6 protein-coding genes are annotated in these 25,732 nt (G+C 68.8%); 4 read left to right on the forward strand and 2 right to left on the reverse strand.

Going from position 1 to position 25,732, the window contains the following annotated elements; genetic code table 11:
- Nucleotides 1-209: 209 nt before the first annotated feature.
- Nucleotides 210-695, forward strand: coding sequence for a MarR family winged helix-turn-helix transcriptional regulator (locus tag J2848_RS20380; RefSeq protein ID WP_149235195.1), 486 nt, complete (start codon nt 210-212; stop codon nt 693-695).
- 46 nt (nt 696-741) lie between these two features.
- Here J2848_RS20380 and J2848_RS20385 read toward each other — a convergent pair whose 3' ends face one another.
- Complete coding sequence (locus J2848_RS20385) at nt 742-17,649, reverse strand: tandem-95 repeat protein (protein WP_149235194.1); 16,908 nt, start codon at nt 17,647-17,649, stop codon at nt 742-744.
- Between the two features lie 321 nt (nt 17,650-17,970).
- On the opposite strand from J2848_RS20385, the gene J2848_RS20390 reads away from it, so the two are divergent.
- Both J2848_RS20390 and J2848_RS20395 read left to right on the forward strand, forming a co-directional pair.
- A complete protein-coding gene (locus J2848_RS20390; protein WP_246194444.1) occupies nt 17,971-22,122 on the forward strand; it encodes a peptidase domain-containing ABC transporter in 4,152 nt (1,383 codons plus the stop codon).
- A 51-nt stretch (nt 22,123-22,173) separates the two neighbouring features.
- Nucleotides 22,174-23,496: an HlyD family type I secretion periplasmic adaptor subunit gene (locus J2848_RS20395; protein WP_149235193.1), complete on the forward strand. Its 1,323-nt coding sequence runs from the start codon at nt 22,174-22,176 to the stop codon at nt 23,494-23,496.
- A 131-nt stretch (nt 23,497-23,627) separates the two neighbouring features.
- Here J2848_RS20395 and J2848_RS20400 read toward each other — a convergent pair whose 3' ends face one another.
- On the reverse strand, nt 23,628-23,891 hold the full coding sequence (locus J2848_RS20400) for a hypothetical protein (RefSeq protein ID WP_246194442.1): 264 nt from the start codon (nt 23,889-23,891) through the stop codon (nt 23,628-23,630).
- Nucleotides 23,892-24,162: 271 nt separating this feature from the next.
- On the opposite strand from J2848_RS20400, the gene J2848_RS20405 reads away from it, so the two are divergent.
- Entirely contained in the window at nt 24,163-25,725 is a 1,563-nt protein-coding gene (locus J2848_RS20405) for a hypothetical protein (RefSeq protein ID WP_149235192.1), read from the forward strand.
- The last annotated feature ends 7 nt before the right edge of the window (nt 25,726-25,732 follow it).

Raw genomic sequence — 25,732 nt, forward strand, 5'->3', positions numbered from 1 at the left:
CGGACCAGAGGTGGGACCGGCCAGCCGCTTTCGCCAAGGATTTGCCGCGGACAGCAATGGATTTTCGTCAACGATAACCAGCGAGAATCATCATCATACTTTCTCCACGCAGGCGCGAAGACTGCCGCTTCCGCTGGCGCGTTGACTTCGCTACAGTCCGCGGCCAAGCTTGCCGCCGTTCGTGCGGTTTCGGGGAGGGGGAAGAGCGCGTGTCGGAAAAGCCGGAGGATGGCGACGTTTCGTCGACAGACGATGATCTGGTCACATTGCTGGACCAGGTCAGCCGGCTTGTCTATGGCATCAGCTTCACCGACGGGCTTTTCCCGGCCCAGTGGGTGGCGCTGCGCTATTTCCATGACGCGCCGGAACCGGCCCGCACCCTGACCGCGCTGGCGCGGTTCCAGAAAATCCACCTGGCACCGGTGTCGCGTACCGTCTCCACCCTGGTGGACAAGGGGCTGCTGGCCCGCCGCCCGCATCCCGGATTCAAGCGCGGCTGGCTGTTCGACCTGACGGAGGACGGGCGGACCCTGCTGGACCGCGATCCCCTGCGCCAGTCGCTGAGCCCGCCGATCGCCGCCATGGCGGAGAACGAACGGGCGATGCTGGGCCGCCTGATGAAGCGCATCATCACCCACATGCAGGCGGGCAGCGAAAGCGGCGGGGAGAAGACCGACGGCGCGCCGGTCGCCTGAACCCGCCCGCCGTCCCCTCCCCTGTCCACCCCTCTGCCCTGCCCCATCAGAACGTCAGCCGTTCGATGTTCTGCAACACCAGCTGGTGATGGTTCTGGTCCTCCAGCGTGACGGTCGTCTCCTGGGTGAAGGTCAGGCCGTGGCCGGACGGGTCCAGGGTGTAGGCATGCCCGTCGAGCTGTTGCAGCCAGTTGGTGCCGGCGTTGGCGACGAAGGCGCCGACCTCCACCACGTCGGTCCAGCCCACCCCGCCATTGATGGTCAGGTCGCCGCCGCGCGGGGCGAAGACGAACAGGTCGTCACCGGCCCCGCCGGACATGCTGGTCGTTCCGGCGCCGGCATGCAGGATGTCCGCGCCTGAGCTGCCGGTCATCGTCGCACTGGTGGAGACCAGCACCTGCACCGCCAGCGGATCGCTGGACAGCCCCTGATCGTCGCTGACCGTCACCTCCAGCGTCCGGGGACCGCCGCCATTCGGCGTCAGGGCCAGATGGTGGAGGATGTCGCTGTAGGTCGCGGTCGACGCCGTGCCGGACAGCGACAGCTGATGATTGGTGTCGTCCCAGCTGACCTCGATCCCGGTGCCGGCCACCGTCTTGCGCCCGGTCGACGCATCGGTGGCGATGGTCAGGCTGTCGAGGTTCAGCGTGTCGCCGGTCTGCGACCCGGCGGAAATCCGGATCGACATGCCGGACATGACGCTGCTGTCCACATCGGTGATCGTCGCGTCGGAGACCACGGCCGGATGGTCGGTGGCGTCGGCGGCGATCACGGTGGTGGCGTGGGCGGCGGCCAGTGTCGGCTTGTCGTTCACCGGATCGACCGTCACGGCAAGCGTCTGCGTCACCGCCGCACTGCTGGACCCGTCCTGGGCGGTCGCGGTGACCGATAGGGTGACGGTGCCGTTGGCGTTGGTGGGCGGGGTGTAGGTCAGGCCGGTCAGGTCCGACGCGCTGAGGGTCCAGCTGCCGTCGCTGTTGTGGGTGCCGTGGTTCAGGCTGGCGCCGGTGGGCATGCCGGTGATCAGCACCGTCACCGTCTCCGACCCGTCCGTATCGGTGGAGGCGGCGGTGATGGTCAGCGGGATCGCCGTATCCTCCGAGCCATGGACGGCCGGTGTGGTCAGCGTCGGCGTGTCGGCGACCGGCGTCACCGTCACCGCGAGCGAGCGGGTAAGGCTCGCCGGCGTGGCATTGCCGTCGGTCGAGGTAGCGGTAACCGACAGGGTGAAGCTGCTGCCGCTGTCATGCGGCGGTGTGATCGCAAGGCCGGCCAGCTTGTCCGGCGTCAGCGTGATCGAGCCGTTGACGATGGTCAGCGTGTCGCCCGCCGTGTTCGACAGGTGGGCGCCGGTCGGGATGTCGGCGATGGTGACGCTCAGCACCTCCGACGGGTCGGTCAGGGCCGGGGTGATCGACAGGGCGACCGTGCCGTCCTCCGTCACCGAGGCCGGGTCTACCTGCAAGGTCGGCGTATCGGAGACCGCCCGGACCGTGACCGGTAGCTGCGCCACGGTGGAGGCCGGAGCGGCGCTGCCGTCGGTGGAGGTGGCGGTGACGGTCAGGGTGAAGCCGGTGTGGTCGTTCTGCGGCGGCATGATCTTCAGCCCGGCCAGTTGGGCCGGAGTCAGGGTGATGCTGCCGCCGCTGACCGTCAGGCTGTTGCCGGCGCTGTTGATCAGGGTGGCACCGGTCGGAATGCCGGCAATGGTGATGCTCAGCACCTCCGAACTGTCGGTCAGGGCCGAGGTGATGGACAGCGGGATCGCCGTATCTTCATCGCCCGTCGCCGCCGACACGGTCAGGGTCGGGGCGTCGGACACCGGGTTGACGGTCACTGCCAGGGTCGAGGTGACGGAAACCGGAGCGGCGCTGCCGTCCCTGGCGGTGGCGGTCACGGTCAGATTGAAGTCGGCATCGCTGTTCGACGGCGGCTTGATCGCCAGCCCGGCCAGTTGGGCTTGGGTCAGGGTGATCGAATTGTTGCTGATGGTCAGCGTGTTGCCGGCACTGTTGGTCAGGGTGGCGCCGGTCGGGATTCCGCTGATGGTGATGCTCAGCGTCTCCGAGCCATCCGTATCGGTCAGCGCCGGGGTGATCGTCAGGGCAATGGGAGTGTCTTCGTCGCCGGTGGCGGGCGTGACGCTCAGGGTCGGCGTGTCGGTGACCGGGTTCACCGTGACGACCAGCGGCGCGCTGGTGCTGGCCGGCGTGGCGGTGCCGTCGGTAGCGGTCGCGGTGACGGTCAGGGTGAAGTCGTCGTCGCGGTTCAACGGCGGCGTGATCTTCAGCCCGGCGAGCTGTGTCGGCGTCAGCGTGATCGAACCGTTGCCGATGGTCAGGGTGTCGCCGGCCGTGTTGCTGAGGCTGGCACCGGTCGGGATGCCGCTGATCGTGACCGTCAGCGTTTCCGAGCCGTCCAGATCGGTCAGCGCCGGGGTGATCGTCAGCGCGATGCTCGTGTCCTCGTTTCCGGTCGCGGCGGACAGGGTTAGGGTCGGGGTGTCGGACACCGCGGTCAGGGTGATCGGCACGGTGACCGTCCTGGTCGCCGTGCTGCCGTTGGACTCGATGCTGACGGCGGTGACGGTCAGATTGATCGGTGCGTCGCTGTTGGCGGGCGGGGTCAGGGTCAGGCCGTTGATCTGGCCCGGCGTCAGGGTCCAGCTTCCGTCGGCATTGTGGGTGCCGGCCGACAGCAGCGCGCCCGTCGGCACGCCGGTGATCGTCAGGAGACCGAGCCGCTCCGACCCGTCGGTGTCGGCCAGCGCCACCGAGAGGTTCAGCGGCACGGCAGTGTCCTCCGTCCCGGCCAGCGGCGCCCAGGTGATGATCGGCTGGTCGGCGACCGGATCGACGCCGACCCGGAACAGTTGGCTGGTGGTGGCGGTGGCGCCGGTGGAGGCTTCCGTCGTCGTCGCCGTCAGGGTCAGGTTGAAATCGATGCCGGCATTGGCCGGCGGCAGCAGCTTCAGCCCGGACAACTGGGCGGCGGTCAGGCTGACTGACCCGGCGGTGGGCGTCAGGGTGGTGCCGTTCGCATCGATCAGCACCGCGCCCGCCGGCAGGCCCGACAGGACGATGGCCATCGTCTCCGACCCATCGGTGTCGACCAGGGCCGCCGTCAGGGTCAGCGCGATGGCGGTGTCCTCGCTGCCCGAGGCGTTGGCGACGATGACGGTGGGCGCGTCGGTGACCGCGGTCACATCGACATGGACGGTAGCGGTCGTGCTCGCCGTGTCCTTGTTCGAGCTTTCCAGGCTGGTGGCGGTCAGCGTCAGGTCCATGCCGCCGGAATAGTTGCGCGGCGGCGTGACGGTCAGGCCGGTCAGCTCCGACGGCTTCAGGGTCCAGGACCCGTCGCCGTTGTTGGAGCCGTGGTTCAGAACGGCACCGGCCGGCAGGCCCGACAGGATGACGGCCATGGTTTCCGACCCGTCGGTGTCGACGAGGCTGGCCGACAGGTTCAGGGCGATGGCGGTGTCCTCCGCCCCGGTCGCGTCATGGACCGTGACGTTCGGCGCGTCGGCGACCGCCGTGTAGGTGACGGAGACGGTCTTGGTCGACCAGGCGGGGGCCGCCGTGCCGTCCTGGGAAGCCGCCTCCACCGTCAGCGTCACCGTGCCGGAATAGTTGGCGGGCGGCGTCAGCTTCAGCGCCGCGCGATCGCCGGCGGACAGGCCGGTGAGGTCGTAGACGCCGTTGCCGAGCGACGTGCCGCCCGACAGGGTGAAGCCGGCCGGAACCGTCACCCGTAGGGCGGTGATCACCTCCCCGGTGCCGACCAGATCGGTGACCGCGGCGTCGATCGACAGGCTGGCGGCGTGATCCTCCTGCGCGGTGGCGGCGGTGGCGGAAATGGCGGGCGCATCGCTGACCGGCGCCACCTCGACGGACAGGGTCCTGGTCGTGGTCGCGCGGTCAGCGTTGCTGGTCTCCCGCGAGACCGCGGTCACCGTCAGCTGGATGGTCCCGCTGGCGTCATGGGGCGGGGTGAACTTCAGTCCGGCGAGCTGGCCGGGGGTCAGCACCCAGTGCCCGGTGGTGGAGTCCAGATAGCCGGCCGACAGCGTGGCGCCGGTCGGCACGCCTGCGATGACGATGCTGGCCAGGGTCTCCGACCCGTCGGTGTCGGCCAGTGCTGCGGTGATGTCCAGCGCGATGGCCGTGTCCTCGTTGCCGGACGCCGGCTGCACCGTCAGCAGCGGGCTGTCGGCGACGGCGGTGACCGTCACCGCCTGGGTCAGCGTGGTGTGGGCGTTGCTGCTGCCCGAAACCACCTCGATGCCGATCGTGAAATCGGCATCGCTGTTCGACGGCGGCGTCAGCTTGAGGCCATCCAGCTGCGCCCTGGTCAGCGTGATCGAGCCGCCGGTGATGGTCAGCGTGTCGCCGGCCGTGTTGGTCAGGCTGGCACCCGTCGGGATCCCCGACAGGGTGACGGTGGACACATCCTGCCAGTTCGCCAGGCCGTCCTTCAGGCCGAGCGCCACGGCGGTATCCTCGGCGGTCGTCACAGCCGCCGGCCGGTCGCTGCCGACGCTGGGATCCGGAACCGGAGGCGGCGGAGGGGGAGGAGGCGGGGGCGGGCTGGTGCCACCGCCGGTGTTTCCCCCGTTGCCCGGATCGGTCGAACCGCCGCCCGAGGAGGCCGAACTGGTCCAGCTCACCATGAAGCTGTCGGACACGCTGGTGTTGCGGTCGCCCTCGCTTTCGATGCTGTAGGGGTTGACGGTCAGCGTGATGCTGGCCGTGTCGACATGGGTGGTGCTGTCGACGCTGTGGGTGATGCCGGTGGCGTTCGCATCCTTGACGGTCAGCTTCAGGCCGCCCTCGGCCAGTGCCGCGGTGTAGTCGTCGGCAGTCAGCGTCCAGGTGCCGTTGCCGTTGTCGAGGCCGCGCGACAGCACCGTGCCCTTCGGCACGCCGCTGATGGTGACCGCCAGCTTTTCCGACCCGTCGGTGTCGGCCAGGAAGGCGTTCAGGTTCAGCACCATCCCGTCCGGCACGCCGACCGTCGACTGGTCGTCGACATGGTAGGGCACCGCCGACCCGTCGGCCGCATGCGACACCGGCGCGTCGGCCACGGCGGTGACGGTGACAGTCGGGGTGTAGGTTCTGGTCAGGCTGTCGGTGCCGTCGACCACCGTCACCTTGACGGTGATGGTGAAGTCGTCGGCGTTGTTGGCCGGCACGATCAGCCGCAGATTGCCGAGCTTGGCCGGATCGACCGTCCAGCTGCCGTCATGGTTGTCGGTCAGCGCGCCGGCATCGCTGCTGGTCAGCGTCGCCCAGGCCGGCAGGCCGGAAATGACGATGGCGGAGATCTGCTCCGAATGGTCGATGTCGCTGGTCAGCGCCGAGATGGTCAGCGGGATGCCGCCGACGGCGTCCTCCAGTGCGCTGGCGCCGATGGAAACGACCGGCTCGTCCGCCTTGGGGTCGATGGTGACCGTCAGGTCGCGGGTGTCCTTCAGCGTCCCGCCGGAGGTCACGCCGTGCACCGTGATGATCGGCGCGCCGTTGCTGTCGGTGGTGATGACGTCCACCTTCAGCGAGATGGTGCCGGCGAAGTCCTGCTTGGTCGTCAGGGTCAGTTCGTTGCGGTAATCCACATCGACCGACCAGCGGCCGTTGCCGAGATAGACCAGACCGCTCTCGTGCCCCGGCGCCAGCGACAGCCAGGAGCCCGACGGCAGGTTGCTGACCACCAGCGACAGCCGTTCCGACCCGTCATTGTCGGTCATCACCAGATCGCCGAGCCGCAGGTTGATCGCGGTGTCCTCGTCGCCGCGGGCGCTCAGCGCACCGTTCGGCGTCACCACGTCGGCCACGCCCTGCACCTCGACATGGACGCTGACCGACGCCGCGTCGGCGAAGGAGCCGTTGGAACCTTCCGTCGCCCGCGCGGTGAAGGTCAGGGTGAAGCCGGTGTTGGAGTTGGCCGGCGGGGTGATGGTCAGGCCGCTCAGCTCGGCCTGGGTCAGCACCCATTTGCCGAGTGTCGCGTCATAGTGGCCATGGTTCAGCGTGGCGCCGGTGGGCACGCCGCCGACCAGGATGCTGAGGCTTTCCGAACCGTCGCGGTCGGTCAGGGCGGCGACCACCGACAGTGGGATGGCGGTGTCCTCGCGCCCCACCGCGTCGGAGGCCGACAGCACCGGCGTGTCGGCGACGGCGTTGACGGTGACCGACAGCGATTGCTGCGCCGAGGTGGCGGTGGTCGCCCCCTCCACCGAGGTGGCGGTGATCTTCAGCGTCACCGTGCCGGAATAGTTCAGCGGCGGGGTGAAGGTCAGGCCGGTCAGCTGCGCCGGGGTCAGGGTCCAGCTGCCGTCGGCATTGTGGATGCCGGCGGACAGCGTCGCCCCCTCCGGCACGCCGGTGATGGTGATGTGGTCCAGCATCTCGCCCGTCAGGTCGGACAGGTGGGCGTCGATGGTCAGCGGGATGGCGCTGTCCTCGTTGCCCGTCGCCGCTGTGGGGATGACGATGGGAGCGTCGGCAACGCCGGTGACGGTCACCGACAGGGTCGCCGGCGCGGAATCGGCGGTCGAGCCGTTATCCCGCTCCACCGAGGTCGCGACGACGCTGAGGGTGATGGTGCCGGAGAAGTCGTGCGGCGGGGTCAGGCGCAGGTTCGCGACATCGGCCGCGTTCACCTTCCAGATGGTGCTGCCGTCGCCCTGGGTGCTCAGCACGGTGCCGAGATTGAGGCTCGCCCCCGCCGGCACGCCGGAGATGGTGACGTAGCCGATGCTCTCCGACCCGTCGGTGTCGGTCAGGGCCGGGGTGATCGTCAGCGCGACCGAAGTATCCTCGTTCGTCGCGGCGGCGGCGGCGGTCACGGTCGGCGCATCGGCCACCGCATCCACCGTGATGGTGCCGGTCGCCGACTGGGTGCCGGTCACCGTGCCGGCGCTGGTGCTGTCCTTGGTGCCGACCGTCAGCGTGTAGGTGAGATCCGCGTCTGAGTTGTGGCTGGTGACGATCTTCAGTCCGGAGACTGTCCAGGTCCCCGCCGATCCGCCGACCGCCACCAGGGCGCTGGTCGGGATCGTCCAGCTGTAGGTGCCGGTCCCGCTGCGCGTCAGCTCCGTGCCGTTCAGGTAGAGCCTGGCGCCGGCAACATCCAGCTGCGAAGCCGACATGCTCAGAGTGACCGTCTCCACCGTCTCCGGGCTGGCGGCATCGACGTCGCTCAGCCTGATGGTCGGGGCGATGGCGATGCCGCCGGCCGCGTCCTCGTCGCCGCGCGCGTTCAGCGTGGTCAGGGTGATGGCATCGGCGACCGGGGTCACCTGGATGGTCTGGATGGCGGTGGAGGTGCCGCCATAGCCATCGGTCACCGTGAAGGAGAAGGTCTCCGTCCCGCTGAAATCGGCGTCGGGCGTGTAGGTGAAGGTGCCGTCGGCATTCACCACCAGGGTCCCGTGCGCCAGGCGCACCGGCTGGCCGTTCACGCCGGGCCCTTTGAAGGTCATCGTCTCGTCGGTGCGGAGGTTGACGGTGTCCTGGTCGGTGGCCGCCAGCCGGCCGGAGATGGCATTGTCTTCCGTGGTGGTGGTGGTCGCCGCGGTCGCCGTCGGGGCGTAGTTCAGCGCGGTGCGGACATCGACCGGCTGGCCGTCGACATACAGCTCCAGCTTCTCGAAATCCGCCAGCTTGATGCCCAGCGCCGCCAGGGTGGCGGCACCGGCGACGTCGGTGTCCCTGGTCGCGGCGTTGGGATCGGCCGCCGCCGTCTCGATCCGGTCACGCAGGGTGCGCAGGTCGGCCAGGATCGACGCGTTCGACAGCTGGGCACTGGTCAGCATCACCCGGAAGGTGTCGATGCCGGCATCGCCGTCCTGCTGCTCCGGAACGGACGAGCTGCCGCCATCGGTGCCGACGGTGAAGATCGACAGGTCGTCGCCGGTGCCCCCATGGATGGTATCGGTCCCGGCCCCGCCGGTGATGGTGTCCTTGCCGCCACCGCCGAGCAGGATGTTGGCCCCGCCGTCGCCGGTGATGACGTCGTCGAAGGCCGAGCCGGTGACGTTCTCCAGATTGCGCAGGGCATCGGTGCCTTCGCCGGTGGCGACGCCGGTCGCGAGGTTCGCATTCACCGCGGTCGCCGAACCGGCGTAGGTGACGGTGTCGTTGTCGGTGCCGCCGTCCAGACTGTCGTCGCCGAGGCCGCCGGCCAGGGTGTCCTTGCCGGCGCCGCCGAAGATGGTGTCGTTGCCGGCGCCGCCGTCCAGGCTGTCATTGCCCTTCGGCGTGTTGGTGAAGCTGATGGTCAGCGTCTTGGCCGTGCTGTCGGCGGTGCTGCCATTCTCCCGCTCCTCCGACGTCGAGACGACGGTGAGGGTGATGGGGTGGGTGCTGTCGCCCTCGTTGGCGGTCAGCTTCAGGCCGGACAGCTGGGCCTGGGTCAGGGTCCAGCTGCCGTCGGCGTTCAGCGTGCCGGCGCTCAGCGTCGCCCCGGCCGGGACGCCGGTGATCGTCACCTTGGAGATGAATTCCGACCCGTCGGTGTCGGTCACCGCGGCGGTGATGGACAGGGCTTTGGTGAAGGTGCCGCTGCCGTCGCCATAGATCAGGTCGTCGCCGGCGCCACCCTGAATGGTGTCATTGCCGGCGCCGCCCGACAGCGTGTCGTTGCCGGCGGTCCCGGTCAGCGTGTCGTTCTGCCCGACGCCCAGATCGTAGGAGACGGCGGTGACGGAAACCGTCGGCTTGTCGGCCACCGCGATGACGGTGACGGCCAGCGTCGACTGCACCGAGACCGGGGACAGGCCGCGGTCGGTCGCGGTCGCGGTGACGGTCAGGGTGAAGTCGACGTCGCTGTCGGCCTTGGGCGTGATCTTCAGGCCGGACAGCTGGCCCTGGGTCAGGGTCCAGGTGGTGGTGCCGTTGCTTTCCGTGACATAGGTGCCGGCGCTGAGCGTCGCCCCGGCCGGAACGCCGGCGATCTTGATGCTCAGCGTCTCCGACCCGTCGGTGTCGGTCAGGGCCGAACGGATGTCCAGCGGGATGCCTGTATCCTCGTTGCCGGACGCGGCGGTGACGCTCAGCGTCGGGGTGTCCGTCACCGGATTGACCGTCACCACAAGAGACTTGGTCGTGGTCGCCTCCGCGGCGCTGCCATCCTTGGCAACGGCGGTCACCGACAGGGTGAAGTCGTCGTCGCTGTTCGACGGCGGTGTGATCTTCAGCCCGGCAAGCTGATCCGGATTGAGCGTGATCGAACCGTTGGTGACCGTCAGCGTGCCGTTCAGCGTGTTGGCGAGGATCGCCCCGCCAGGGATGCCGGTGATGCGGATCGTCAGCAGCTCCGACCCGTCGGTGTCGGTCAGGGCCGGGGTGATGGTCAGCGGAATGGCGCTGTCTTCATTGCCGGTCGCCGCAGTGACGCTCAGCGTCGGCGCATCCGACACCGGGTTGACGGTCACCGGCAGAGTCTGCGTCACCGAGACGGGGTCGGCGACGCCGTCCTTGGCCGTCGCCGTGACGGTCAGGGTAAAGTCGTCGTCGCTGTTCAACGGCGGCGTGATCTTGAGGCCGGCAAGCTGCTCCGGCGTCAGGGTGATCGAACCGTTGCTGATGGTCAGCGTGTTGCCCGCGGTATTGGTCAGCACCGCACCGGTCGGGATGCCGCTGATGGTGATCGTCAGCGTTTCCGACCCATCGAGATCGGTCAGCGCCGGAGTGATCGTCAGCGGAATCGCAGTGTCTTCATTGCCGGTGGGGGCGGAAACCGTCAGCGTCGGCGTGTCGGTGACCGGGTCGACCGTGACATGCAGGGTCTGCGTCGCCGTCGCGACCGGCACGTTGCGGTCCTGCGCGATCGCGGTGACCGTCAGATCGAAATCCACGTCGCTGTTCGACGGCGGCGTGATCTTCAGGCCGGCAAGCTGCTGCGGCGTCAGCGTCCAGGTCGTCGTACCGTTGGCTTCGGTGACCGACGTGCCGGCACTGAGCGTCGCCCCGGCGGGAACGCCGGAAATCCTGATGCTCAGCGTCTCCGACCCGTCGGTGTCGGTCAGCGCCGGGCTGATCGTCAGCGGGATGGCGGTGTCTTCGTCACCGCGGGCGGCGGACACGGACAGGGTCGGGGTATCCGACACCGGGTTGACGGTGATGACCAGAGGGGCGCTGACGCTGACCGGATCGGCGACACCGTCCTTGGCCGTCGCCGTGACGGTCAGGGTAAAGTCGTCGTCACTATTCAGCGGCGGCGTGATCTTCAGCCCCGCGAGTTGCGTCGGCGTCAGCGTGATGGAGCCGTTGCTGACCGTCAACGTGTCGCCGGCCGTATTGGCAAGAGTGGCACCGGTCGGAATCCCACTGATCGTGATGCTCAGCGTCTCCGACCCGTCCAGGTCGGTCAGGGCCGGGGTGATCGTCAGCGGAATGGCAGTGTCTTCGTTGCCAGTGGCAGCGGCGACCGACAGCGTCGGCGTATCGGTGACCGCGTCGACGGTAACGTGCAGGGTCTGCGTCGTGGTCGCGACCGGCGCATTGCGGTCCTGCGCGATCGCGGTGACCGTCAGATCGAAATCCACGTCGCTGTTCGACGGCGGCGTGATCTTCAGGCCGGCAAGCTGCTGCGGCGTCAGCGTCCAGGTCGTCGTACCGTTGGCTTCGGTGACCGACGTGCCGGCACTGAGCGTCGCCCCGGCGGGAACGCCGGAAATCCTGATGCTCAGCGTCTCCGACCCGTCGGTGTCGGTCAGGGCCGGGCTGATCGTCAGCGGGATGGCGGTATCTTCGTCACCACGGGCGGCGGACACGGACAGGGTCGGGGTGTCGGTCACCGGATTGACCGTCACCGGCAGGGTCTGCGTCACCGAAACCGGGCTGGCGCTGCCGTCTTTGGCCGTGGCGGTGACGCTCAGGGTAAAGGTGCCGTCACTGTTCAGCGGCGGCGTGATCTTCAGACCGGCAAGCTGCCCCGGAGTCAGCGTGATCGAGCCGTTGTTGATCGCCAGCGTGTCGCCGGCCGTGTTGGTCAACACCGCACCGGTCGGGATGCCGCTGATGGTGATTGTCAGCGTCTCCGACCCATCGGTGTCGGTCAGGGCCGAACGGATGTCCAGTGGGATGCCTGTATCCTCGTTGCCGGACGCGGCGGTGACGCTCAGCGTCGGGGTGTCCGTCACCGGATTGACCGTCACCACAAGAGACTTGGTCGTGGTCGCCTCCGCGGCGCTGCCATCCTTGGCGACGGCGGTCACCGATAGGGTGAAGTCGTCGTCGCTGTTCGACGGCGGTGTGATCTTCAGACCGGCAAGCTGATCCGGATTGAGCGTGATCGAACCGTTGGTGACCGTCAACGTGCCGTTCAGCGTGTTGGCGAGGATCGCCCCGCCAGGGATGCCGGTGATGCGGATCGTCAGCAGCTCCGACCCGTCGGTGTCGGTCAGGGCCGGGGTGATGGTCAGCGGAATGGCGCTGTCTTCATTGCCGGTCGCCGCAGTGACGCTCAGCGTCGGCGCATCCGACACCGGGTTGACGGTCACCGGCAGAGTCTGCGTCACCGAGACGGGGTCGGCGACGCCGTCCTTGGCCGTCGCCGTGACGGTCAGGGTAAAGTCGTCGTCTCTGTTCAGCGGCGGCGTGATCTTCAGACCGGCAAGCTGCTCCGGCGTCAGCGTGATCGAACCGTTGCTGATGGTCAGCGTGTTGCCCGCGGTATTGGTCAGCACCGCACCGGTCGGGATGCCGCTGATGGTGATCGTCAGCGTTTCCGACCCGTCGAGATCGGTCAGCGCCGGGGCGATCGTCAGCGGAATCGCAGTGTCTTCATTGCCGGTGACAGCGGAAACGGTCAGCGTCGGCGTGTCGGTGAGCGGATCGACCGTGACATGCAGGGTCTGCGTCGCCGTCGCGACCGGCGCGTTGCGGTCCTGCGCGATCGCGGTGACCGTCAGGTCGAAATCCACGTCGCTGTTCGACGGCGGCGTGATCTTCAGCCCGGCAAGCTGCTGCTGCGTCAGCGTCCAGGTCGTCGTACCGTTGGCTTCGGTGACCGACGTGCCGGCACTGAGCGTCGCCCCGGCGGGAACGCCGGAAATCCTGATGGTCAGCGTCTCCGACCCGTCGGTGTCGGTCAGCGCCGGGCTGATCGTCAGCGGGATGGCGGTGTCTTCGTCACCGCGGGCGGCGGACACGGACAGGGTCGGGGTATCCGACACCGGGTTGACCGTCACCGGCAGAGTCTGCGTCACCGAAACCGGGCTGGCGCTGCCATCCTTGGCCGTCGCCGTGACGGTCAGGGTAAAGTCGTCGTCTCTGTTCAGCGGCGGCGTGATCTTCAGACCGGCAAGCTGCTCCGGCGTCAGCGTGATCGAACCGTTGCTGATGGTCAGCGTGTTGCCCGCGGTATTGGTCAGCACCGCACCGGTCGGGATGCCGCTGATGGTGATCGTCAGCGTCTCCGACCCATCGAGATCGGTCAGCGCCGGAGTGATCGTCAGCGGAATCGCAGTGTCTTCATTGCCGGTGGGGGCGGAAACCGTCAGCGTCGGCGTGTCGGTGACCGGGTCGACCGTGACATGCAGAGTCTGCGTCGCCGTCGCGACCGGCGCGTTGCGGTCCTGCGCGATCGCGGTAACCGTCAGGTCGAAATCCACGTCGCTGTTGTGCGGCGGCGTGATCTTCAGACCGGCAAGCTGCTGCGGCGTCAGCGTCCAGGTCGTCGTACCGTTGGCTTCGGTGACCGAACTGCCGGCGCTGAGCGTCGCCCCGGCCGGCACGCCGGAAATCCTGATGGTCAGCGCCTCCGACCCGTCGGTGTCGGTCAGCGCCGGGCTGATGGTCAGCGGGATGGCGGTGTCTTCATCGCCGCGGGCGGCGGACACGGACAGGGTCGGGGTGTCGGACACCGGATTGACGACGACCAGCAGCGGCGCACTGGTGTTCGCCACGGCGGCGCTACCGTCCTTGGAGGTCGCGGTGATGGTCAGGGTGAAGTCGGCGTCGCTGTTCACCGGCGGCGTGATCTTCAAGCCGGCCAGTTGGCCCGGCGTCAGGGTGATCGAGCCGTTGCTGATGGTCAGCGTGTCGCCGGCCGTGTTGGCGAGAGTGGCGCCGGACGGAATCCCGGCAATGGTGACGGTCAGCACCTCCGACCCGTCGGTGTCGGTCAGCGCCGGGGTGATCGTCAGCGGGATGGCGCTGTCTTCGTTGCCGGTCGCCGCCTGAACGGTCAGCACGGGCGCATCCGACACCGCACTGACGGTCACCGGCAGCGACTGCGTCACCGAAACAGGGACGGCGACACCATCCTTGGCAGTCGCCGTGACGGTTAGGGTGAAATCAGCATCGCTGTTCAGCGGCGGGGTGATCTTGAGGCCGGCAAGCTGATCCGGCGTCAGCGTGATCGAACCGTTGCTGATGGTCAGCGTGTTGCCGGCCGTATTGCTGAGGCCGGCGCCAGCCGGGATGCCGCTGATAGTGATCGTCAGCGTCTCCGACCCATCGAGATCGGTCAGCGCCGGAGTGATCGTCAGCGGAATCGCAGTGTCTTCATTGCCGGTGACAGCAGTAACGCTCAGCGTCGGCGTGTCGGTCACCGGATCGACCGTGACATGCAGGGTCTGCGTCGCCGTCGCGACCGGCGCGTTGCGGTCCTGCGCGATCGCGGTGACTGTCAGATCGAAATCCACGTCGCTGTTCGACGGCGGCGTGATCTTCAGGCCGGCAAGCTGCTGCGGCGTCAGGGTCCAGGTCGTCGTGCCGTTGGCTTCGGTGACCGACGTGCCGGCACTGAGCATCGCCCCCGCGGGAACGCCGGAAATACTGATGCTCAGAACTTCCGACCCGTCGGTGTCGGTCAGCGCCGGGCTGATGGTCAGCGGGATCGTGGTGTCCTCGTCGCCGCGCGCAGCGGTGACGGCAAGGGTGGGCGTGTCCGACACCGGATTGACCGTCACCGCCAGTGGCGTGCTGACACTGACCAGAGCGGCTACGCCGTCCTTTGCGGTCGCGGTCACGGTCAGGGTGAAGTCGGCATCGCTGTTGGCCGGCGGAGTGATCTTCAGGCCGGCAAGCTGCTCCGGCGTCAGCGTGATCGAGCCGTTACCGATCGTCAGCGTGTTGCCAGCCGCGTTGCCAAGAGTGGCGCCACTGGGAATGCCGCTGATGGTAATCGTCAGCGCCTCCGACCCGTCCGTGTCGGTCAGCGCCGGAGTGATCGTCAGCGGGATGGCGCTGTCTTCGTTGCCGGTCGCCGCAGCGACACTCAGCGTCGGAGTGTCGGTCACCGGGTCCACGGTGACCGACAGGGGCACGCTGACGCTCACCGGAGCGGCGGTGCCGTCCTGAGCGGTCGCGGTGACGGTCAGGGTGAAGTCGACGTCGCTGTTGGTCGGCGGCGTGATGGTCAGACCGGCCAACTGATCCTTGGTCAGGGTCCAGGTGATGGTGCCGTCCGGTTGGGGAACGGAAGTGCCGGCGCTGAGCGTCGCCCCGGCGGGAACACCGGCGACGGTGATTGTCAGCGTCTCCGAGCCGTCGGCGTCGGTCAGAGCCGGAGTGATCGTCAGTGCAATGGCGGTGTCTTCACTCCCCCAGGCGGCGGACACGGACAGAGTCGGGGTGTCCGTCACCGGGCTGACGGTCACCGGCAGCGTCTGCGTCACGGAGACCGGATCGGCGACACCGTCCTTTGCCGTCGCCGTGACGGTCAGCGTGAAGTCCGCATCGCTGTTCGACGGCGGGGTGATCGCCAAGCCGGCCAGTTGGCCCGGCGTCAGGGTGATCGACCCGCCGGAAATGGTCAGGACCTCGCCCGCCGTGTTGGTCAGCACGGCACCGGTCGGGATGCCGGCGATGGTGATCGTCAGTGTTTCCGAGCCGTCCAGATCCGTCAGGGCCGGCGTGATGGTCAGCGGAATGGCGCTGTCTTCGGTGCCGGTGGCCGCCGTGACGCTCAGCGTCGGCGTGTCGGTGACCGGGTTCACCGTGACCGCCAGGGGCGCGCTGACGCTGACCGGATCGGCACCGCCATCCCGGGCGGTGGCGGTGACGGTCAGCGTGAAGTCGACGTCGCTGTTGGCCGGCGGCGTGATCTTCAGGCCGGCAAGCTGGCCGGGCGACAGCGTGATCGAGCCGTTGCTGATCGTCAGCGTGTCACCGGCCGTGTTCTTGAGGCTCGCGCCGGTCGGAATGCCGCTGATGGTGATGCTCAGCGATTCCGAACCGTCCGTGTCCGTCAAGGCCGGATTGATGACCAGCGGAATACCCGTGTCCTCGTCGCCACGGGCGGCGGCGACGCTGAGCGTCGGCGTATCCGTGACCGGGTTGACCGTCACCACCAGCGGCGCACTGACACTCACCGGCGCGGCGTTGCCGTCCCGCGCGGTCGTGGTGACGGTCAGAGCGAAGTCGACGTCGCTGTTGGCCGGCGGCGTGATCTTCAGGCCCGCCAGTTGGCTGGGCGTCAGCGTGACCGAACCGTTGCTGATCGACAGCGTATCGCCGGCCGCATTGGCGAGGCTGGCACCGGCGGGGATACCGCTGATGGTGATGCTCAGCGTTTCCGACCCGTCGGTATCGGTCAGCGCGGGGGTGATCGTCAGCGGAATCGCGGAGTCTTCGTTGCCGGTCGCTGCGGCGACACTCAGCGTCGGGGTGTCGGTCACCGGATTCACCGTGACCGGCAGCGGCAGGCTGGTGCTGGCCGGGGCGGCGGTGCCGTCGCGGCTGGTGGCGGTGACGGTCAGCGTGAAGTCGGCGTCGCTGTTCAGCGGCGGGGTGATCGCCAGACCGGCGAGTTGGCCCGGCGTCAGGGTGATGGAGCCGCCGGAAATCGTCAGCACGTCGCCGGCCGCGTTGGTCAGGACCGCACCGGTTGGAATGCCGGCAATGGTGACCGTCAGCGCCTCCGACCCGTCGGTGTCGGTCAGGGCCGGGCTGATGGTCAGCGGGATCGCCGTGTCCTCGGAACCGCTGATGGCGGAGACGCTGAGCGTCGGCGTGTCGGAAACCGGGTTGACGGTAACCGGCAGCATGGCGGTGACGCTGCTGGGCGCGGCGGTGCCGTCGGTGCTGGTGGCCGTCACGGTCAGGCTGAAGCTGTCACCGCTGTCGGGCGGCGGGGTCAGCGTCAGGCCCGGGATCTGCGAGGCGGTCAGCACGATGCTGCCGTTCACCACCGTCAGCACCGTGCCGGAGGCGTCGCGCAGAATAGCACCGTCCGGGATGCCGGCCAGGGTGACGGTCAGCACCTCCGTCCCGCCGGTGTCGGTCAGGGCGGCGGCAATGTTCAGGGCGATGGCACTGTCCTCGTCGCCCGACACCCCGTTCACCGTCAGGCTGGGCGTGTCGGACACCGGCGTCTGCGCAGTCCCCTGGGCCGATGTCGTGGGGGTGGCGATGCCGGCAGCGATGTTGGCGGCGATGGCGGCGGTAGCCGCCGCGCCGTCCTGGAGGATGGTCACGCCCTCGGCATTGGGAACGGTTCCGTCGTCGATCACCTGATTGGGCGAGCCGGGCATGGGAATGGCCGACTGCGCGGCCTCAAGCGGGTCGTAGGTCGAGGTCGTGCGCGCGTTCGACAGCAGCTCCGCCCGTTCCACCGTCTTTTCGCCGGCCTCGCGCCGCTCGCCATCCGAGATGCCAGAGCCTTCGGGACCGGTCGGGCCGGAACCGCGGGTGCCTTCGGTGCGCAGTACGTCGCCGTCCAGAAGCAGTGCGTTCACCGCCTGATCGGTGGTGACCGCCACGGCCTCGCCGACGACGGTCCCGGTCTGGACCGCGCCGCCGACCATCAGATCCTCGGCACCGCGATAGTCGGTCTGGACGTAGCCCAGCGTATCGTCCGGCCGCTGCAACTGGACGGTGCCCGCCTCATGGATGACGCCGCCCAGCCGGGTGCCGTCGACCTGCTGGAGAAGGGTGAGATCGTCCAGGATCTGACGATCGTCGACCGTCGGGACATTCCCCTGAACCGCTTCCTCAGCCATCGGACCGCTCCATAAGTCGGGTGCAAGATCGCACCACGCCACCCGTCACGACCCTAGGTTCTAGCGCTCTCACTTGCTTGTGATAAGAAACATCCTGTGATGAGTTTCAACAGCTTGGACGCTGAACCGGCCATCGCGTCCACCCCGCCGCGAGCATCCGCCAGCAACGAATTCCCTTGGGACGCTTGGGTTTTTACCGCCTTCGAGCAAACTCCGAAGGGCCGCGCGGCAGGCGCTTTGTCACTCGGTTGCCTTTTGTTGCTATTCGCGGATTTACCTATCACTAGCAATTATGGTGTTGATTAGCGCCCGGTTAACTCCGTGAACAGGTTGGTCGTTTTGCAATCCGCCGCTCCGCCCGCTCCCCCCACCGCACCGCCCGCCGCCCCGGCGACCATCTCATCGGGGCGCAACGGGTCGAAGCGCGATCAGGCCGACCGTGACCGGGCGGCCGAGACGGCTGCGCGGCGCCTGCTGTCGGGCATGCTGGGTCCGCGCCGGGACCGGGCGATGCTGATCCTGGCCTCCTTCGCGCTGAACATCTTCGGGCTGGCCCTTCCGGTCACGCTGCTGCATGTCTACGACCGCATCCTGCCGAACGAATCCTACGGCACCATGCTTCTGCTCGGCATCGGCTGCGGAGCGGCGGCGGTGATGGAAGCCATCCTGCGGGTCGCGCGCTCGGCGCTGACCACCTGGATGGGGGCGAGGATCGAGCACCAGTCGAGCGCGTCGCTGATCGACCGGCTGATGCACATGCCGCTGAACGCCTTTTCCCAGCAGGGCATCGGCACCCATTTCGAGGTCTACCGCGCCATCAAGCTGGTGCGGGAATTCTATTCGGGCCAAGCGCTGCAATCGGCCATCGACATCCCCTTCGCCGTTCTCTACCTCAGCCTGATCGCCCTGCTGGCCGGCTGGCTGGCGGTGATCCCGCTGGCGGTGCTGGGGCTGTTCCTGATCGTCGGCGCGGTGCTGGGCCGGCGCATGCGCCGGGCGCTGGAAAGCCGCCACACGCTGGAGGAGCGGCGCCTGAACTTCATCAGCGAGGTGCTGGGCGGCGTTCACACCGTGAAGGGGCTGGGGGCAGAGGCCGGCCTGCTGCGCCGCCATGAACGCCTGCAACAGGGGTGCAGCGAGGAGGATTTCGCCGTCGCCCGCCTCAGCGGCTCCGCCTCCGTCGTTGCCGGCACGCTGGCGCAGGCGACGATGATGCTGGTGGTGCTGCTGGGCAGCGTGTCGGTGATCGACGGGGCGATGACCACCGGTGTGCTGACCGCCTGCTCGATGCTGGCCGGGCGCTGCGTGCAGCCGGTGCAGGCGCTGTTCGATCGCTGGGTCCGCTACCAGTCGGTGTCTTTGGCCCTGCGCCGCATCGGCCATGTCCTGCTGGAGGTCGGATCGGACCGGGCTGCGCCTCAGCGGCACCACGACACCAAGGCGGAAGGCGAGCGCTCGCTCGCCACGCCGCTGGCCCCCGGCTCCATCGAGATGGACAAGGTCGGCTTCGCCTACGACCGCGGGCCGGAGATCCTGAGCAGCCTGTCGCTGAGCGTCGGGCCGGGCGAATTCCTCGGCGTGGTGGCGACCAACAGTTCGGGCAAGACGACGCTGCTGCGCCTGATCCTGGGCGTGCTGCGCCCGACCGCGGGCGAGGTGCGGGTCGGCGTGCGCACCCTGGCGGGCGCCGACGCCATGATCGGCATCGGCGGCGTCGTCTATGTCGGCGAGCATCCGGAGCTGTTCAAAGGCACCATCCTGCAGAACCTGACGCTGTTCGACCCCAGCCGGGCCGATCTGGCGATGGAGGTCTGCCGGCGCCTGGGCCTCGACCGCCGGATCGCCAGCCTGCCGCAGGGCTATGAGACCATCGTCGGCGACGCCTCGCAGGAGGCGCTGCCGCGCGGCGCCCGCCAGATGATCTGCCTTGCCCGCGCGCTGGTGCGCGAGCCGGCGGTGCTGCTGCTGGACGAGCCGAACTCCTCCCTCGACGTCGAGTCCGACAAGGCGTTCCGCCGCGCGCTGGACGAGCTGCGCGGCAGCGTCACCATCCTGCTGGTCAGCAGCCGCCCGTCGCTGCTGTCGCTGGCCGACCGGGTGGTGCAGATCGTCGACGGCCATGCCGTCGCCCGCAATCCGGCCGCAGAGGGAGGCCCTGGGAGCATCGGCGCACAGCCGGCCCTGATCGCCACCTCCCCCGCCGTCCCGGCGGACGAAGAGCCCCCCAAGCCCGCCCCCAAGCCCGATGCGGAGCCGATCCGGGCCGCCCATGACGACGGCGACATCCTGCGCCGCCGGCTGGCCGAAGCCTCGGCGGTCGGCGCCTGCATGGTCCCGCTGCTGGACGCCCTGGGCTGGCGCGGTGCACCGCAGACGCTGGCGGAGGCCCTGCCCCACTTCTCCGAGGTGCAGACGGTGGAGGAGCTGTGCGACGTGCTCCAGCGCCTGCATTTCGAGGGGCGCAGCCTGCGCTTCGACCTCGGCCGGCCGGAGCCGTCGCTGCTGCCCTGCCTGTTCCGCGCCCGCGACGGCGGCATCTACACGCTGCTGTCCGCCGATGCCGACGGCGTCACCGCCTTCAGCGGCCGGTCGCGCGAGACGGTGCTGCTGAATTTCGGCAAGGGAACGGCTTACGTCTTCACGCCGCTGGAGACCGCTGCCGGCGCCGGCAGCCAGAACTGGGTCGGCACGGTCATCCATGCCTATTTCCCGCTGCTGTGGGCGGTGCTGGGGCTGAGCGCGGTCATCAATGTGCTGTCGGTCGCCGCCCCGCTCTTCACCATGGCGGTCTATGACAAGGTGATCGGCACCGGGTCGTTCGACACGCTGGCGACCATCGCCGTCGGCGCCTTCCTGGTGATCGCCGGCGATTTCGCCCTGCGCCAGATCCGCGGCCGGGCGCTGGCCCATGCCGGGTCGCGCATCGCCCGCAGCATCAGCAACGCCACCATCGAGCGCATCCTGATGCTGCCAGTGGGCATGAGCGAGCGGGCGGCCATCGGCACGCAGATCGCCCGGGTGAAGGATCTGGAATCGATCCGCGACTTCATCAGCCAGGGGCAGGTCGCCGCCCTGTTCGACGTGCCCTTCGCCCTGCTCTACCTGGGCGTGATGGGGGTGCTGGGCGGGCCGCTGGCGCTGGTGCCGCTGGCTGCCGTGCTGGTGACCGCCGCCATCGGCGGCGCCGTCCACCCGCTGGTGCGCGCCCGCACCGGCACCACCGCGCGGGCCGACACCGAGCGGCAGGAATTCTTCGTCGAGATGGTCGCCAAGATGCCGGCGCTGCGCGCCATCGGCGGGCTGGCCCACTGGCGCGACCGTTATGACCGGCTGTCGGCCCGCACCGCCCGCTCGGGCCACACCGCCGCCAACCTGTCGGCGACCCATGCGGCGCTGGCCGGGCTGGTGGTGCCGGTCGCCGGGCTCGCCACCGTCGGCGTCGGCGCCATGCAGGTCTTCGCCGGCACCATGACGCCGGGCGCGCTGATGGCGTCGATGATGCTGCTGTGGCGGGTGATGGTGCCGTTGCAGACCGCCGTCTCCATGCTGCCGCGCATCGAGCAGCTGCGCGCCAACGCCCGCCAGATCAACGGCCTGATGAGCATCCGGCCGGAGCGCGAGCCGCGCTGCGCCACCTTGCAGCCGCGCCGGCTGAAGGGCGAGGTGTCCTTCTCCCGCGTGTCGCTGCGCTACCGCAACGATGCCGATCCGGCGCTGGTCGGCGTGAGCTTCACCGTCAAGCCGGGGCAGATCGTCGCCATCGTCGGGCCGGACGGTGCCGGCAAATCGTCGCTGCTGAAGGTGATGCTGGGGCTCTATGCGCCGCAGGCCGGCAATGTGCGGGTCGACGGCGTCGACATCCGCCAGATGGACCCGGTCGACCTGCGCAAGTCGATCGGCTATGTGCCGCAGGCCAGCTCGCTGTTCTACGGCACCATCGCCCAGAACCTGCGCTTCGCCGACCAGACCGCCGACGAGGCCGAGCTGCGCTGGGCGCTGTCGCTGGCCGGCGCGCTGGACGAGGTGGAGACGCTGCCGCGCGGACTGGACACCCGCATCGGCGACAACCAGTCGCTGCGCCTGTCGCCCAGCCTGACCCAGAAGATCTGTCTGGCCCGCGCCTATATCCGCCGGCCGCGCATCCTGCTGCTGGACGAGCCGGCGAGCCGGCTGGATTTCGAGGGCGACAAGGCCCTGCACGCGGCGCTCGCCGCGCTGCGCGGCCACAGCACCATCTTCCTGGTCACCCACCGGCCGAGCCACCTGACGCTGGCCGACACGGTGCTGACGATGGACGCCGGCATGATCGCCCCCGCCGCCCCGGCCGGCGGCCTGCCCGGCCCCCGTCCGGTCGGCCCCGGGGCAGGTCCGGGCGGCGGTGGCAGCAGCGTCGCCAACGGCATTGCCGGGGCACTGCTGAACGGGATCGGGCTGCAACGCCCGCCCGGCGTCGCCGCCACGCCTCAACGCTGACCGGGCGCCGACGCCTTCCGCTCCTTCCTCTCTTCCCATGTGAAACGCAAGATGGCCGCTTCAGACCTCGCCCGCCCCACCGGCAAATCGCTCAGCGCCGACGATGCGACGCTGTCGCTGGTCCGCGCCACCATCCTCGTGCTGGTCGTGCTGATGGCGGCCCTGCTGACCTGGGCCACGCTGATGCCGGTCAAGGAGGCCGTCGTCACCGCGGGCCAGGTGGTGCCGTCCGGCAATGCCCAGGTCGTCCAGCATCTGGAAGGCGGCATCGTGTCGTCGATCCTGGTGAAGGAAGGCGATCTGGTCGAGGCCGGCCAGCCGCTGATCGTCTTCGACCCCAAGCAGGTCCAGGCGGAGCGGGAGCAGATGAACGCCCGCCTGCTGACTCTGGAGCTGCGGGCGGAACGGCTGCGCGCCTTCGCCGCCGGGCGGGCGCCGGACTTCGCCCGCATCGCCGGACCCGACACGCCGCAGGCGGAGGCGCAGACCGCCGACCAGCGCCTGATCTATGACACCCAGCGGCAGGCCCGCGACACCGCCATCGCCGTGCTGCGCGCCCAGGTGTCGCAGCGCGAGGCGGAGCTGGCACTGTATGAGGGGCAGCTGGCCAGCATCAAGGACCAGATCACCTTCATCACCGGATCGGTCGACATCCGCAACAAGCTGGAATCGATGGGCCTGTCGTCCAAGCTGCAATCGCTGGAAACCCAGCGCGAGCAGTCGCGCCTGATGGGCGAGCAGCGGCGGATCGAGGGGCAGATCATCGCCACCCAACAGGCGATCACCGAGGCCGGCAACCGCATCCTCGACCAGTCGGCCAAGCTGTCGCAGGACGCCGTCACCGAGATGGGCACCGTCACCGCCGAGATCGCCCAGCTGCGCGAGGCGCGCGCCAAGCTGGACGACCGCGCCCAGCGCCTGACCGTGCCGTCGCCGGTGCGCGGGCTGGTGCAGGATCTGCGGATCAACACCATCGGCGCCGTCGTGCCGGAGGGCGGCGTCCTGATGCAGGTCGTCCCGGTCGACCATGAGATGACGGTGGAGGCGCATGTCACCCCGCGCGACGTCGGCCATCTCCAGGTCGGGCAGGAGGCGACGGTCAAGGTGCTGACCTACGACTTCGCCCGCTATGGCGCCATCACCGGCACGCTGCTGCGCATCTCCGCCTCCACCTTCCTGGACGAGCAGCACCGCCCCTACTACAAGGCGGTCGTGGCGCTGAGCCGCAACCATGTCGGCCGCGACGAGGTCAGGCACCCGGTGCTGCCCGGCATGACCACCCAGGTGGAACTGCCCACCGGCGAGCGGTCGCTGCTGGAATATCTGCTGAAGCCGATCTACTTCGCCCTGTCCGACAGCTTCAACGAACGGTGAGGGTGGAAAAGTGCTCAAAGTCCCCTCTCCCCCCGGGGAGAGGGGGATTCAGGGCACGCGCTCACACGCCACAAACGCAAAAAGGCCGCCAATCCTCATCAGGACGGGCGGCCTCGGGGCAGAGTAACCGGTCAGTAGGCGCCGAGCGACCGGGCGGCGGCGGTGAATTCCTCGGCGAGCCAACCTTCCTGACGGATCAGGTGCCTCATCAGGTGCTTCAGCGCCGCCTCGTAAGCCTCGGCGCGCTCCTCGACAGGCAGGCCAGCCGCGGACAGGCGGGCGACGAAATCGTCTACGGCCTGCTCGGGCGCGACCTGCTCAGCCTTGCGGGAGTCGACTGGGGGCATGATTTTGAACAACCTGGGGGTGGTGTCGGCGATCTGCTGCGGAACCATGTGAGCGCCCTGATGCTGGAGGCAATGCCTGGAGGAATAATGAGTGCAGGGCCGCCGGGTGTGAAGGGATGATTTAGCGCTTAAATGAAATAAATTTGTGTAGCATTTGATACATATCGTTTCATTTGTATTCGCGCGGTGGCGAAAAGCGGTGGCGGTACAGCCCCGAACGGTTCCGACACAGCTCGACAGAATATGTCACCACATGCCAGTAGCAATCATTCGTGCCAGTACCTAAAATTGCCGTGATTCAGCAGCGCCCGTGAACGCCATGGCCGGCCGCCTTAACCGCAGCGTCTCCCTTCAGACCGTACCGCTCCGCGCGGTGGAACCCGATCCGGCTGCCGTCAGCCTGGACAAGGTGAAGGCGATCCTGGCGCCGCTGGACCGGGCGCAGAAATCCAAGCTGTTCGAACTGGTGCAGGCCGGCCATCTGGAAGACGACCAGATGACGGTGGAGGTCGGCCGCCTGATCGTCGCCATGCTGAACGGCCCGCGCACCGAACATGCGCGGCGCATCTGGACCGGCTGGTTCGATCCGGTGATGCTGCGCACCGACGCGCTGATGCTGGCGGAAAGCCGGCCGCCCGGCTGCATGCATGTGGTCGACGCCAGCGCCTGGTGGTTCGCCCTGCTGCCGCACCTGCGTGAACTGGCCGGACGGGTGCAGACCGACATCGCCGCCCGCGCCAGCGAACATCCGCTGGACGCCGTCCTCGCCTCCCCTGCTGCCGCGGACTGGGCGGAGGAGCTTCGCGTCCGCTCGCTGGCGGTTCTGCGTCAGCGCGGCGGGGCCGGGCCGCTGCTGGCGACCGCCAACGCCGAACGGCTGACGCTGCTGCGCAAGCGCGGGCTGTCGGGCGTGGCGCCGCTGTCGATGGGCGATCTGGCGATGCTGGATTCCATGCTGGAGCATGCGCCGCTGTGGAAGGGTGCCGCCCGCCCGCGCGACACCATCGGCATCCTGCACGCCGTATCGGGGATGACCGACCGCGGTTTGATGGACGGCGGTACGGTCGACGGCGCGATGCAGTACGCGCTCGCCCTGATCAACGGATCGCGCGATCCCGATCAGGCCCTGGCGCTCCATGGCATGTCGCCGCACCCGGTTTTGGTCGAGGCGGCGGTCGGCCATGTGCAGTTCGCCTGGCAATGCCTGCGCCAGAAGCTGGAGGATCTGCATCTCGGCCGCCCTGCCCCGCCGCAGCTGACCGCGGGTGAGACGGTGGACCGGTTGCAGGAGCGGGCCTTCCGCTGGTACGACGCTTTGCAGGGCTTCGGCGTCGAGCGCGGCGGGCGCAACTGGGCGGCGGTGTCGGCCGCCGTCGGCCGGGTGACCGGGCTGGTGGAGGGAGAGGTGGTGCCGGTGCTGAGCCACCGGCTGCTGACGCTGAATGCCAGCAGCACGGCCCGGCCGCTGATCGACCCGGTACGCTTCATCAACGGCTTCAACCACCGCCTGCGCCGCCGCGGCATCGCCGCTTCCACCAACCCGTGGCTGACGGCGATCGGCGAGCATCTGGCCGGCCTGTTCCGCCAGATCGGCGCCTATGGCCGCGAGGATGCGCTGACGGCCATGGCCGAACTGTGCGAACTGGCGGAGGAGACCGGCTATCCCATCGAGGTGACCGCGATTGACAAGACTCTGCTGGGCATCACCGAGCGGGCGCTGCGCGACGGCCGCGAGTTGAACGCCGGGGAAAGCAGGCTGATCGGGCGCGTCGTGACCGTCGCGACCGAGGAACGCCGCCGCTGCCGCTGGTGGGTGTCGGGCGAACTCGTCAGCCTGCTGGACGCCGCCCAGCAACGCGGCATCGGCCCGACACCGCAATAGGCTTGGC

This window comes from Azospirillum lipoferum (assembly GCF_024170005.1).
Classification (GTDB): Bacteria; Pseudomonadota; Alphaproteobacteria; order Azospirillales; family Azospirillaceae; genus Azospirillum; species Azospirillum lipoferum.

Bases quoted from the DNA above. Each gene is read 5' to 3' on its own strand.
- J2848_RS20385 (WP_149235194.1), bottom strand. From the start codon at position 17,649: ATGGCTGAGGAAGCGGTTCAGGGGAATGTCCCGACGGTCGACGATCGT.
- J2848_RS20395 (WP_149235193.1), top strand. From the start codon at position 22,174: ATGGCCGCTTCAGACCTCGCCCGCCCCACCGGCAAATCGCTCAGCGCC.
- J2848_RS20400 (WP_246194442.1), bottom strand. From the start codon at position 23,891: ATGGTTCCGCAGCAGATCGCCGACACCACCCCCAGGTTGTTCAAAATC.
- J2848_RS20405 (WP_149235192.1), top strand. From the start codon at position 24,163: ATGGCCGGCCGCCTTAACCGCAGCGTCTCCCTTCAGACCGTACCGCTC.